The sequence below is a fragment of the Parabacteroides sp. CAG:2 genome (assembly GCF_000436315.1).
Taxonomy (GTDB): Bacteria; Bacteroidota; Bacteroidia; order Bacteroidales; family Tannerellaceae; genus Parabacteroides; species Parabacteroides distasonis.
In genome coordinates this window covers 1-12341 of the sequence record NZ_FR885326.1, presented here as the reverse complement: position 1 = coordinate 12341, position 12341 = coordinate 1, and the positions used below count along the sequence as shown (strand labels likewise).

Sequence of the window (12341 nt, the reverse complement as noted above, 5' to 3'; positions counted from 1 at the left end):
GATTCCCGCCGCCATAAAATTATAGCCCCAAAACAGGAACATTGCCGAGCCTGTATAAAAAGCACCCAATAAAATCAATATCGGTAGGTTTCGCATCTCTGTTCTGAAAGATTCCTTTTTTGCTAGAAGCATACCCGATAAGGCGATGGCCGCGAATAAGAAACGATAGAACAATATCGAATCAAACCGCATACCCTTCTCCATAAGAGGCAATGTAAACAAAGGGATTAAACCGAATGTAACAGAAGTCGCTATTCCATAAGCGAAACCTTTTAGATTATTATTCATATTATACTTTTTGATAAAATGACCGCAAACATACAAAAAAGTCTTGAAATAACATGGGGTTAAAATGCCCCTGCTACTTTTGTGGCATTATATGCTAAATGTATAAAGAGAAGGAATCGCTCTCTTACTAATAATGTAAATAAGAACTTTCATCAATGTGAAATATCCTCTATCGTCGGATTATGGCAAGTCATACCTCCATCAGAGATGATAGTCTGTCCGGAAATGTAACGGGTTAAATTGATGACGCCAGCTTTGCTCATACCATAAAGAGTTCCCCGGAAATCTCCTGTCAATCCTCCAATGGAGGCTACGTTTACGATGCTTCCTTTTCCTTTTGCGGTCATTGAAGGTAAGGCGGCACGTAGGGTCGCTAAGATGCCAATGCCGCTTGCTCCGCCGGTAATAAGTGCTGTTTGTCTATCTAAAATTTCTTTTCTTGAAAACATCCTTTTCCTGTCGCTTGTTTTTATCAAAAATGATACTTATGAGACATTTCTTTATTTTATTTGCGATTGCCGGCTTGCTTATTAATCCTTCCGCTGCAGAGGCTTGCACCGGTATTACCTTAAAAAGCAAGGACGGTACGACTATTGTAGCACGTACGATAGAATGGGGTGGAAGTAATTTGAACAGCCAGTATGTCGTGGTTCCAAGAGGATACACCGAACGATCGTATACTCCGAATGGGGTTGATGGAATGACTTTCACGGCACGTTATGGATATGTGGGCTTGGCAGTGGAGCAAAAGGAATTTATCGCCGAAGGACTCAATGAGGTTGGGTTATCGGCTGGATTGTTTTATTTTCCAAAGTACGGTGAATATGAGAAATATAATGCCGCAGTTCGGGATAAAAGTATCTCTGATCTGCAATTAGTGTCTTGGTTGTTGGGGGAATGTTCAAATGTAGAGGAGGTGAAAGAGGCTGTTAAGAAAGTGCATGTTATCAATATAGATCCCCGTGCGTCTACCGTTCATTGGCGGTTTGCCGAGCCGTCGGGACGTCAACTGGTTCTTGAGATTATTAAGGGTGAGCTACACTTCTATGAGAATACGTTAGGAGTTCTGACTAATTCTCCCAGTTTCGAGTGGCATCTGACGAACCTGAATAATTATGTTAATCTTTTCCCGGGTACGGCCCCCAATCAACAATTAGGAAATATCGAGTTGTCTTCATTTGGTGCGGGAAGCGGTTTCCTTGGGATTCCGGGTGACGTAACTCCACCGTCACGTTTCGTTCGTGCGGCTTTTTACCAAGCTTCGGCCCCACAACAAGAAACCGCATTGGAAACGGTCTTCCAGTGTTTCCAGATATTGAATAATTTTGATATTCCCGTAGGGATCGAATTCCCATTAGGGCAAGTACCTTGCGATATACCGAGCGCTACTCAATGGACTTCGGTTACGGATATGCGAAACCATGTGATTTATTACCGTACGATGTACAATAGCGTTATTCGGAATATAGATTTACGTTCCATTGATTTCTCCACGGTTCGTTATCGTGCGGTATCCATGGATGGGACGAAGCGACAAGCGGTTGAAACGATCAAAATAGAATAGGGCAGTGAGCTCTTTGGGGGATATCTCGTAAGTCAATAGGATAGGTGATAAAACTCAATGGAATAGGAAACATAACTCAATGGATTACGTTCCCTATTCTATTGGGTTTCGATTGATGATCTAAATCTTATAATAGTAATCCGGCCGCAACTTCCTCCGCAACCGCATCACCTTTTAGTACAGATACTAAAGCTAGGCCAAAATTGAATACCAAGCCCGGTCCTCTACCGGTTACTACATTTCCATCTACCTCGACAGCCTCGCCTGTTACGGTGGCACCAATCAATTTCGGTTCGAACCCGGGATAACAAGTGGCTTTGCGACCTTTTAACAAACCTAGACCGCCTAATACCATCGGAGCTGCGCAGATAGCCGCTACGATACGTCCTTCACGGTATTGTTGTAATAAGGCTTCTTTCACCGGTTCCGAATTGTTTAAGTTGGATGCTCCGGGCATGCCTCCGGGTAAGATCAAGGCATCAGCATCCGAAAGATCGATTTCGGTAAATGTGGCGTCAGCCGTATATTCCATATTGTGAGCACCAATCACTTTACGGTCGTCGGTGATGGAGACTGTTTTCGTGTCTATACCTCCGCGACGCAAAATGTCTACGGTTCCCGTGGCTTCCATTTCCTCGAAGCCATTCGCTAAGAATACGATCGCTTTCTTCATAAGATTCAATTATTTAAATTTGTACACGTAAGTAATAGTACCACTCTGGTTATTAGCGCCGCTGATACTGTTGAACTTCGCCTTTCGAGCCGCGTCCAAAGCGCTTTTACGCATGGAGGCGTTGTCGATATTAGTTCCCCGGCCTACCTCGGCAAATATAACGTTGCCTTTCGGATCTACGGTTATATTGATAACAATACGCCCCTCCTCTTGGATCGTATAAGCGGGACGGGGGAGACCTCCGGCACCAATGGAACGGCCGTTCAAATTAAATGATCCGTAACCGCCTACGCCTTCATTCGCCCCGTGATCAGAGTTACCGAACGGACTTCCTTGGTTACCGGTTCCGCTTTCAGCGTCGCCTTGGCTGTTACCCTCGGCGTTTCCCATACCAAAGGCTCCGGCCACCTTGTTGCTAATGGCTTGTTCCTTCTTGCGGCGTTCCTCGGCCAGACGTTTCTTCTCGGCTTCTTCCCGGCGGATACGTTCTTTCTCCTCCTCTTCTTTCCGTTTCTTCTCAGCCTCTTGTTTCTTGCGTTTCTCTTCCTCATTCTTCTTTTTAGCGTCCTCAAGGGCTACGCTTTCCTCGATATCTTGAGTGATGAGTTCCTGCTTGGGCGTTTCCACTTGCGGCTCCGGTACGGGAGGAGGGGGAGTGGTCGTTTCCTGAGGCGGTTCTTGCCCGGTATACTTGGGCTCGAACATTCCGGCGGCGGCATCTACATTCCCGAAATTAACGAGTACACCCCCGTCTTCATCCGGTACCTCGGTTTTCAATACGGTAAACCAAAGTATCAGTAGAATGACACCGTGAAAAGCAACGGTACCGATTAAACTGTATATGTCATCCTTATTCAGTCTCATATCTGTTATTTCTGCGGACGGGTGGCAAGCACCATCTTGAATTTATTCTCGTTCGCTATATTCAGTATCTTTACAATCTCTTTGTAAGGCACGGTCTCGTCGGCATATAAGGCGACGAACATCTCCGGTTCCTTCGCGTAACTATCTTGCAAGAAAGGAGTGATCTCATCAAATGAGACCTGTACCTCTTTTTGCTTTCCAAATGCCACGTAGTAATTCAAGTTCGCGTCTATCGTTACCCTCGTAAGAGGTTTCGCCGCTGTTTGCTTTTGCGCTTGCGGCAAGGTAACCTTGATGGCGTTCGGGATTACTACGGTAGAGGTAACCATGAAGAAGATCAGCAAGAGGAATATGACGTCGGTCATAGAGGCCATGCTGAACGCTTCGTTTACCTTTGTTCTTCTTTTTAGAGCCATAATTTTTTATAATTGAAAATTGAAAATGGAGAATTGAAAATTAAATAGAGGAGAGTTGGCTCATCTTCAATTTTCAATTCTCCATTATCAATTAATTAGCCGGTTCATTTAATAAATCCATGAATTCCATCGTACGAGCCTCCATCTTGTTCACGACGTTATCTACTTGAGATACCAGATAGTTGTACGCGAACAATGTAATGATACCAACTACCAGACCGCCAACGGTTGTTACCAAGGCCTCATAGATACCGCCGGATAATAGGGAGACATCAACATTGGTGCCTGCGTTTGCCATATCGAAGAAAGCACGTACCATACCGGTTACCGTCCCAAGGAAACCAAGCATGGGAGCTCCGGCGGCGGTCGTCGCGATCAAGGGGAAACCTTTTTCCAGTTTAGCGATCTCCAAATTTCCGACATTCTCGATCGCTACGAGTACATCGTTCATCGGACGGCCCAAACGGGTAATACCTTTCTCGATCATACGGGCGGAAGGCGTGTTGGTGCTCCTGCATAAATTGAGAGCCGAGTCCACTTTTCCCTCGTGAATATAGTCTTTGATACGATTCATGAACGTCTCGTCTTCTTTTCCCGCACGGCGAATGATGATCAGACGTTGAACAAAAATATAAATAGCCATCAGAGAGAGCAGTAACAATACCACCATAATCCAACCTCCCTTAAAGGCAAGGTCTATCACATTGATTTCCGCTTCCGTAGGAAGGGTTACAGCCGTTAAATCCGGCATTTGATCTGCCGCCTGAGAGCCCACGGCCTGTAGTGAAAGTAAAATACTCATCGTTTCGAATTATGAATTATAATTTATGATTTATAACTATAAACTGTCACTTGTCAACTATTCAAGCATGCCTTGTATAAAGCGATCGTCTCTTGCAAACCATGGTAGAGCGCATCACAAATCAAGGCATGGCCGATAGAAACCTCCTCCAGCCAAGGGATATTCTTGTTGAAGAAAGCCAGATTTTCTAAGTTCAAATCGTGTCCGGCATTTACGCCTAATCCTAAGTTTTTAGCTAATTGAGCGGCCTCTACAAAAGGAGCGATCGCTTTGTCACGATCTTCCGGATAAAAGGTCGCATAAGGTTCCGTATATAGCTCAATACGGTCCGTACCTGTTTTCGCCGCTAGTTCAATATTCGCCAAGTCTGTTCCGACGAAGATGGATGTACGGATTCCTTGTGAGGTAAAAGTGTCTACCAATTCGCTTAAGTAATCGAAATTGTCCTTTACGTTCCAACCTGAGTTCGACGTGATGGCATCCGGAGCGTCCGGAACCAGTGTGACTTGGGTCGGTTTTACCTTCAATACCAAGTCGATGAATTTATCACAAGGATAACCTTCTATGTTAAATTCTGTCCGGATAAGAGGTTTTAGTCCATAAACATCGCTATAGCGTATGTGTCGTTCATCCGGACGGGGATGAACCGTAATTCCTTGTGCCCCGAATAATTCACAGTCTTGCGCTACTTTCAGCACGTTTGGCATATTGCCACCTCTCGCATTACGAATAGTAGCAACCTTGTTAATGTTTACACTTAAATTTGTCATTGTATATCGTATATCTTTTTTCTTTCATTACATTTGCACAAAAGTATCGGCAAATTTAGCAGGATTTAGGGAATTAACAGAATAATGTTGGTGAAAGATTTCATAACAAAGGAAATTCCGGTGTTAAAAAGTTTTGACACAGCGGAATATGCGTTGGCGTTAATGGAGGATTTTAAACTCAAGCATCTTCCGTTATTGAGTGATAACGCATACCAGTGTTTAGTGTCGGAAAAAGACTTATTGGCGCTGCCGGATCCTTCGGCTACGATCGGTGAGCCGGTTTTATTCGCTCCGGCGATTTCGGAAAATGGACATTTACATGAAGCGTTGGCAATGATAACCCGATATGGATTGAGCCTGTTGCCTGTGGTTTCCGTGGACGGAACTTATTTGGGGGCGATTACCCGGGATCGTTTGGTAGATGCTTTATCCGAGCTATGTAATGCGGAGGCGGCTGGAAGCGTGATCGTATTGGAAATGATGCCACAGGATTATTCATTAACGGATATCGCCCGTTTGGTAGAGGCGAATAATGCCCATGTCCTTAATTTGCTATCCCATCAAGATAAAGATACGGGCCGTCTGCTTATAACCCTTAAGATTGATTTGGAAGATGCCTCTCCCGTGATCCGTAGTTTCGAGCGTTTCAATTATACGGTGCTTTATCATTTTATGGAGAAGGGGATGGTGGATGATATGTTGCAGCAGCGGATGAATGAGTTATTACATTATATGAATATGTAAAGTAAGGAGCGTAGAATGAAAGTTGGAATATTTGGAAGTGAATATCAGATCGAGAGACAGAATCTGATTAAACGCTTGTTTGAGAAGCTTCGTGAACAAGAGGCTGATATTTATGTGGACAGCCCTTTTTATACATTCCTTACCGATGCTTTTGGTTTTGAGCCAGTGGTGAGCGGGCTATTAGTGGGTGATGAGTTTGATCTGGATATAGCGCTTAGCGTGGGAGGAGATGGCACGTTCCTTCGTACGGCGGCCCGGGTAAATAAACAAGATATTCCTATTTTAGGTATTAATACCGGACGGCTAGGCTTCCTTGCGGATGTCAGCAGTAATGAGGTTGAGGATACGCTGGACGAGATTTTTAAGAATTACTATAAGGTAGAGGAACGAACCCTCTTGCGTTTATATACGGAAGACCGTGCGTTTCGCGGATATAATTACGCCTTGAACGAGATCGCCGTGCTGAAGCGTGATAGTTCCTCGATGATTACGATTCATACATTCTTGAATGGGGAATATCTGACTTCTTATCAGGCGGATGGTTTGGTAGTGGCTACACCTACCGGTTCCACAGCCTATTCGATGAGCGTAAATGGGCCGATTATCGTCCCACAAAGTAATAGCATTGTCTTAAGTCCGGTCGCTCCGCATTCCTTGAACGTGCGTCCGTTGGTGATTCCGGATTCAGATATAATAACGCTTCGGGTAGAGAGCCGGAATAAATATTTTCTGATCTCTTTGGATGGACGTTCGGAAATATTCCCGGCAGGTATCGAATTAAAGATGAGCAAGGCCGATTATACGACGAAAGTCATCAAACGCTATAACCATACTTTTTATCAGACGCTTCGGGAAAAATTAATGTGGGGGGCAGATGTGCGAATGAAATAATATTGTGTGCGTCCAGTCTTTGTCCAAATAGTAACGGATAGTATTGTATTTTGTAAGTTGTTGATAAATAGACTATTCTGTATGGATAAACTGAGCGTATATTATGGATTTTGTCCAGTTTTTCTATTATGGGGTAAAAAATAGGGGGTATTCGATGTCCAGCTATGTCCTCTATTTGTCCAGTGCCCTTTTTTGACACACGCTTTTTAACTCTTTACTTTTGTCGGCAGATTAAATCTAGCTTAATGGAAGTATTTTCAATTATTATTCCTGTCTACAATCGTCCGGAGGAGATAGACGATTTATTAAACAGCCTTACCCGGCAGACATATGTACATTTTGAGGTTATCGTAGTGGACGACGGTTCTTCTATACCTTGTGAGCCCATAGTCAATGCCTATAATAACCGCTTGAGGATTCGCTATTTCTATATAGAGAATTCAGGTCCAGGCTTAGCTCGCAATCAAGGGGTACGTTATGCGGAAGGAGAGATCGTGATTGTCTTGGATTCGGATTGTATCGTTCCGGCCAGCTATCTGGAACAAGTACACGAGTCCTTGATGCGTTATAAGGTGGATGCCTTTGGTGGTGCCGACAGGGCGCATTCTTCTTTTTCCGCTATACAGAAAGCGGTCAATTACTCGATGACTTCTTTTTTTACGACAGGAGGGATCCGAGGAAGCCGGAGGCATTTAGATGCATTCTATCCCCGGAGTTTTAATATGGGAATGCGGAAAGAGGTGTATGAAGCCTTGGGGGGGTTCTCTGATATGCGTTATGGAGAGGATATAGATTTTAGTATCCGAATTTTTGCGGCAGGCTATAAATGCCGTTATTTTCCGGGCGCTTGGGTCTATCATAAGCGAAGAACAAATTTCGTCCAGTTTTTCCGGCAAGTATGGCATTCGGGGTACGCTAGGATTATCTTGTACCAGAAGTACCCGGAATCATTGAAATGGGTACATTGCCTGCCGGCCTTATTTGTGGTAGGTCTGCTTGGGGTATGTATTTCCGCTTTTTTCGTTCCAAAGGTATGGGGGCTATTGTTATTTTATATTTCACTGATCTTTTTTGACGCTTTAGTGAGAAATAAGAACGGAATCGTTGCGTTGTTATCTATCATAGCGGCTTTTGTCCAATTGATCGGATATGGGACAGGCTTTTTGGAAGCGATTTGGAGAGAGGGAATTCTAAGAAAGAAGTATTAAGATAATAAATACTATTTATATGAAGTTTGCGCTGCACACATCTACTGCCATAAGCTCGGTTCTAAAGGAGCCGGAGCATTTCTATGTAGATATTTATTATCTGATCATTTTAATCATCGTCGCTTTTACCCTGCTTCTGTTATCTTTTTTGCGTTATCACCTTTATAAGACAAAAAAGGAGAAAGAACTGAGAGAAATAGCGAGTCTTGTGGATAAAAATGAAATCTTGATACAACGTTATAGTCGTGAGATGTCGCACATCAAGGAGCAATTGGAAGCGAAGGAGAAATGTTTGAAGGAATACCAGCATGCGGCTCAGTGGAAAGCGCATCGTGACGTGGAATCCTTGATCAAGGAAAAGGAGCGTTTGGCGAAGTGTTTGCTGGAACAGTTGGATACGTTCAAGAAGCTGAAGATACTTTCTAAATCGGAAACGATATTGCCGGATTCGGATTGGAGAAACTTGATCGAGATCGTAAATACTCTTTATGATGATTTTATAAGTCGTTTACGTGTCGCTTATCCGGATTTGACGGAGGATGCCATTCGTTTTTGTTGCTTGATCAAATTGCGGCTAACCTCGGCGGAGCTGATGTCAGTCTTGAATGTGACGAAGGATGCTATCTATAAACGCAAATTTCGTTTGAAAAAAGAATTGATGCCAGATGATGATACTCGTTCCCTCGACGATTTCTTGGGAAGCTATTAGATCTGAACGAATAGTTTTCTTGTTAATAACTATGTTTTAGGGCATGATTTCGTTAAATCGAGTTAAGTGAAAGAATTTTGCAAATAATTCAGTATGCTACATAACATAAAACCGCCTATATTTGCACTGTGTTTTTCATGGTATTAGATTTAAGGTTAACAATTGAGATTGGCTGTCCGTGACGGATAGCCTTTTTTTGTATAGAGGCATGAATACACGAATTTTTGAGAACACTGCTTAAGCGCCCCTTTCCGAGGGTAACATCCGTACTTTCAAAGTAAGCTAATTTCATCGGCAAAGTAAGTTAACTTGCTTTGGTATTTCAGTTAACTTACTTTGTCAATGAAGCTAACTGTATTTTTATGATCTTTTTCGGTTATTCTTTGTCTGTTTCGATTTTGTATATAATTGATGTGTTTTTGTACGCTTTTAGTTTAGTTATGCATTTAATAGTCAATTTTTTATTATATAATTTTGTCTTGTGTTTTTTTATGATTTCCTTGGTTAGCCGTTAGCACCCATTGATATATAAGGTTTGATGGCTAATAGAAGAGGGGGTAAGGAAAGAAAAATATCAAACGAATATACTTGGGACCTTAACGGACAGAACAAAATATAATATTATTCTGTTGATTGTTGTTGAAGGTAAGATTTCGTATTCCCTTAATTTATAAGAGTGTATGCAAGAGAATAGGTATAATACATGTGATCGTTTTTTAGGCGGATTAGAAAAAGACTTTATTATTACGGAACAGATTGAAGATAGTCCATTGACTTCAGAACCTTCTTTTTTGGATTACGGGATAATAGCAGTATGTAATAGAGGTAGTGCGATCATTCATTTGCTTGATAATAAGCATGTATGGAATAAGAATGAATTGATTTTCTTATTTCCGAGACAGTTATGCTCAATGCGGAACGTGAGTGAGGACTTCTCGGCGAAGTTTATCATCATACCACATGTACTACATGGGGATGTATTAAGTTCCTTACGTCATTTTGATCCGGGATTTCATTTTTTCGTGAAGGATCATTTTTACTATAATATAGAGGATAATAATGGTATTGAGCGTTTTCAATCATTTTGCAAATTGATAGAGAATGAGCTTGAGCGGTATCGGGGTAATGGGCTTCTGAGGGAGCGGATTATATGTTACTTGGGGATTTTTTACATGGATGTTTACGACTATTATGTGAAAGTGCGTAAGAAAATCCCTTTCAGGACTAGTTTGAGAAAAGAGCAATTGATCTATGATTTCTGTAGTCTCGTGGCAGAGAATTTCAAGAATCACAAGAATGTCGGATTTTATGCGGATAAATTGAATATAACGACAACTTATTTAAGTGCGATCATGAATGAAAGGTGTGGCATTTCAGCCAAGGAGTTTTTATCTATCTATATAGTGCTAGAGGTAAAGTCGTTGCTACGTGACTCTCGATTAAATATACAGGAGATCGCTATATTGACTAATTTTCCGTCTCAATCGACATTGAATCGCTTTTTTCGTCAACGGACGGGAATGACTCTTTCTCAATATCGAAAACATATATTTTCAACATAATTATGTATGATTTTCATATTATTTCTATAACTTTAAACTTCTGCTGCAATCGTTATTATAGTTCATTTGTTGTATAAATAATAGAGGAGATTGCTTGATTGATTTAAAGTTGGGAATTAGTGGTTATAATTTAATATGACGATGGGACAATGTAATAAAATGCTAGAGGAAATGAGCTTTAATGCCCTATTCCAGAAATTACCTGTTGGAATTGAAGTTTATGACGAGAGGGGGCAGCTAGTGGATCTCAATAGGACGGACGAGAATTTGTTCGCTATAAGCCGGAAGGATATTATGGGAATAAATCTTTTCGAGAATCCTAATTTTCCAGAGGACAAGATCGCTCGTCTGAAACAGGGAGAAATGGTTGTGTTCGATTGTAATTATGAATTTGATAATATACAAACGAATGAGTACTATAACATAGACCCAAAAAAGGAAGGTACAAATTTACGTCTGTCTATTAAATGTGTGCCGTTGAAAGGAGAGGCTGAAGATATCTGTGGATATGTACTAATGTTTACGGATGAAACGGAAGAATATCAAAAGTCGGAGAAAGTAGAGGAACTGTTCACGAAGTTGAAAACGGTTATGCGTTGCAGTGATTCCTTGCTGTGGGAATATGATGTTAAAACCGATAAGATGCATATCGATCTGGATTTACGTGTTTTAGGTAATAAATCCAGATTGAGAGCAAGTAACTTGACAACGAAAAAAGATTTTTGTGAGATCGTACATCCGGAAGATCGGGAAAGGGTACTTGTACAAGGCTTTAAAAGGATTGTTACGGGTGAGATCGGTGAATATAGTATTCAATACCGACAGCTTTTTGAGGGGCAATATGTTTGGGTGAGAGCGTATGCGTACCCTTATAAATATGATGAGGCGGGAAGACCAGCGAAAATCCTTTATTACTTGATGGACATAACGGATGAGATCGCCATGCAAGATAAATTGCGCTGGGTGGAACGAGAGCGTCAACGGAAAGAATATGAGTTAGCTAAGGCTAAAGAGGCGAATCGGCTTAAGTCTATGTTCTTGGCGAATATGAGTCATGAGATCCGTACGCCTTTAAATGCTATTGTTGGTTTCGCGAATATACTGGCAGAGACCAAGGAGATAGAGGAGGAGGAACGAGAGTTTTATGTGGATATCATTGACAAGAATAGTGAATTGCTTCTGCAATTGATTGAGGATATCCTTGATTTCTCAAAGATTGAGGCGGGAACCTTTGACATTACGAAGAGAAATTTTGATTTTAAGGAGATCTGTGAGGAAACTTATGCGGTACATGCCTTGAAGATTCCGAAAAACGTTCGATTTGTTTTCGACCGGGGCTCACAACCCGTGACCGTTTTCTCAGATCCGAAACGAGTCGTACAGGTTATTTCTAATTTCTTGACAAATGCGATTAAGTTTACTTCGGAAGGTGAGATCAAATTAGCCTATAAGGTATCGAATGATGAAATACGAGTTTCGGTCTCGGATACGGGAATGGGAATCTCGGATGACGATTGTAGAACTATATTCGATCGCTTTGTTAAGTTGAACGCTTGCAAACAAGGTACCGGATTAGGATTGGCGATTTGCAAAAATATTATCGAGAAACTAGGGGGACGAATCGGGGTAGAATCTACATTGGGAGTAGGTTCCACTTTTTGGTTTACCTTGCCTTTGAAGGAGATTAAAGAGAATGAACCTAAGTTCTAAGGGGATATATATTATTTTACGGATATGTTTTAAAGCATGGTTTTGTTAAATCTGGTTAAGAAAATGAGATTTGCAAATAAAATATTATGCTACATAACATAAAACATCTATATTTGCACTGTGTTTTTCATGGTATTAGA

12 protein-coding genes and 2 pseudogenes are annotated in these 12341 nt (G+C 41.7%); 7 read left to right on the top strand and 7 right to left on the bottom strand.

Annotated elements, in window-relative coordinates; translation table 11 throughout:
- Nucleotides 1-288, bottom strand: a pseudogene (locus QVP94_RS15830) (EamA family transporter); the annotation flags it as partial.
- A gap of 152 nt (nt 289-440) precedes the next feature.
- Nucleotides 441-668: pseudogene (locus QVP94_RS15825) on the bottom strand (SDR family NAD(P)-dependent oxidoreductase); the annotation flags it as partial.
- 107 nt (nt 669-775) lie between these two features.
- Here QVP94_RS15825 and QVP94_RS15820 point away from each other — a divergent pair.
- The gene (locus tag QVP94_RS15820) at nt 776-1852 is read left to right on the top strand and encodes a linear amide C-N hydrolase (RefSeq protein ID WP_009276341.1); all 1077 of its coding nucleotides are present in this window, start codon (nt 776-778) and stop codon (nt 1850-1852) included.
- Between the two features lie 127 nt (nt 1853-1979).
- On the opposite strand, the gene QVP94_RS15815 is transcribed toward QVP94_RS15820, so the two are convergent.
- The 5 genes from QVP94_RS15815 to QVP94_RS15795 all read right to left on the bottom strand — a co-directional run bounded on the left by QVP94_RS15815 (nt 1980) and on the right by QVP94_RS15795 (nt 5377).
- Nucleotides 1980-2525 (bottom strand): DJ-1 family glyoxalase III, encoded by a 546-nt coding sequence (locus QVP94_RS15815; protein ID WP_005855842.1) that lies wholly within the window; start codon nt 2523-2525, stop codon nt 1980-1982.
- 9 nt (nt 2526-2534) lie between these two features.
- Complete coding sequence (locus tag QVP94_RS15810) at nt 2535-3389, bottom strand: energy transducer TonB family protein (protein ID WP_005855858.1); 855 nt, start codon at nt 3387-3389, stop codon at nt 2535-2537.
- A 5-nt stretch (nt 3390-3394) separates the two neighbouring features.
- Nucleotides 3395-3805 carry an ExbD/TolR family protein gene (locus QVP94_RS15805; protein WP_005855860.1) on the bottom strand — a complete coding sequence of 137 codons (411 nt, stop codon included), beginning with the start codon at nt 3803-3805 and terminating at the stop codon, nt 3395-3397.
- Between the two features lie 91 nt (nt 3806-3896).
- Nucleotides 3897-4607 (bottom strand): MotA/TolQ/ExbB proton channel family protein, encoded by a 711-nt coding sequence (locus tag QVP94_RS15800; protein WP_005855862.1) that lies wholly within the window; start codon nt 4605-4607, stop codon nt 3897-3899.
- A gap of 53 nt (nt 4608-4660) precedes the next feature.
- Nucleotides 4661-5377 carry a pyridoxine 5'-phosphate synthase gene (locus QVP94_RS15795; RefSeq protein ID WP_009017781.1) on the bottom strand — a complete coding sequence of 239 codons (717 nt, stop codon included), beginning with the start codon at nt 5375-5377 and terminating at the stop codon, nt 4661-4663.
- Nucleotides 5378-5461: 84 nt separating this feature from the next.
- Between QVP94_RS15795 and QVP94_RS15790 the strand changes: the two genes are divergently transcribed.
- From QVP94_RS15790 to QVP94_RS15765, 6 genes are all read left to right on the top strand, one after another.
- Entirely contained in the window at nt 5462-6121 is a 660-nt protein-coding gene (locus QVP94_RS15790; RefSeq protein ID WP_008771767.1) for a CBS domain-containing protein, read from the top strand.
- Between the two features lie 15 nt (nt 6122-6136).
- On the top strand, nt 6137-7012 hold the full coding sequence (locus QVP94_RS15785) for an NAD kinase (RefSeq protein ID WP_005855867.1): 876 nt from the start codon (nt 6137-6139) through the stop codon (nt 7010-7012).
- A 245-nt stretch (nt 7013-7257) separates the two neighbouring features.
- Complete coding sequence (locus tag QVP94_RS15780; protein WP_005868009.1) at nt 7258-8220, top strand: glycosyltransferase family 2 protein; 963 nt, start codon at nt 7258-7260, stop codon at nt 8218-8220.
- Nucleotides 8221-8239: 19 nt separating this feature from the next.
- On the top strand, nt 8240-8929 hold the full coding sequence (locus QVP94_RS15775; protein ID WP_005868012.1) for a hypothetical protein: 690 nt from the start codon (nt 8240-8242) through the stop codon (nt 8927-8929).
- A gap of 911 nt (nt 8930-9840) precedes the next feature.
- On the top strand, nt 9841-10491 hold the full coding sequence (locus tag QVP94_RS15770) for an AraC family transcriptional regulator (protein WP_226769897.1): 651 nt from the start codon (nt 9841-9843) through the stop codon (nt 10489-10491).
- A gap of 141 nt (nt 10492-10632) precedes the next feature.
- Entirely contained in the window at nt 10633-12201 is a 1569-nt protein-coding gene (locus QVP94_RS15765; protein WP_022192963.1) for a PAS domain-containing sensor histidine kinase, read from the top strand.
- The last annotated feature ends 140 nt before the right edge of the window (nt 12202-12341 follow it).

What these genes read in the sequence shown, in the direction of transcription:
- QVP94_RS15820 (WP_009276341.1), top strand. Translation starts at nt 776, where the DNA reads ATGAGACATTTCTTTATTTTATTTGCGATTGCCGGCTTGCTTATTAAT.
- QVP94_RS15815 (WP_005855842.1), bottom strand. Translation starts at nt 2,525, where the DNA reads ATGAAGAAAGCGATCGTATTCTTAGCGAATGGCTTCGAGGAAATGGAA.
- QVP94_RS15810 (WP_005855858.1), bottom strand. Translation starts at nt 3,389, where the DNA reads ATGAGACTGAATAAGGATGACATATACAGTTTAATCGGTACCGTTGCT.
- QVP94_RS15805 (WP_005855860.1), bottom strand. Translation starts at nt 3,805, where the DNA reads ATGGCTCTAAAAAGAAGAACAAAGGTAAACGAAGCGTTCAGCATGGCC.
- QVP94_RS15800 (WP_005855862.1), bottom strand. Translation starts at nt 4,607, where the DNA reads ATGAGTATTTTACTTTCACTACAGGCCGTGGGCTCTCAGGCGGCAGAT.
- QVP94_RS15795 (WP_009017781.1), bottom strand. Translation starts at nt 5,377, where the DNA reads ATGACAAATTTAAGTGTAAACATTAACAAGGTTGCTACTATTCGTAAT.
- QVP94_RS15790 (WP_008771767.1), top strand. Translation starts at nt 5,462, where the DNA reads ATGTTGGTGAAAGATTTCATAACAAAGGAAATTCCGGTGTTAAAAAGT.
- QVP94_RS15785 (WP_005855867.1), top strand. Translation starts at nt 6,137, where the DNA reads ATGAAAGTTGGAATATTTGGAAGTGAATATCAGATCGAGAGACAGAAT.
- QVP94_RS15780 (WP_005868009.1), top strand. Translation starts at nt 7,258, where the DNA reads ATGGAAGTATTTTCAATTATTATTCCTGTCTACAATCGTCCGGAGGAG.
- QVP94_RS15775 (WP_005868012.1), top strand. Translation starts at nt 8,240, where the DNA reads ATGAAGTTTGCGCTGCACACATCTACTGCCATAAGCTCGGTTCTAAAG.
- QVP94_RS15770 (WP_226769897.1), top strand. Translation starts at nt 9,841, where the DNA reads ATGCGGAACGTGAGTGAGGACTTCTCGGCGAAGTTTATCATCATACCA.
- QVP94_RS15765 (WP_022192963.1), top strand. Translation starts at nt 10,633, where the DNA reads ATGGGACAATGTAATAAAATGCTAGAGGAAATGAGCTTTAATGCCCTA.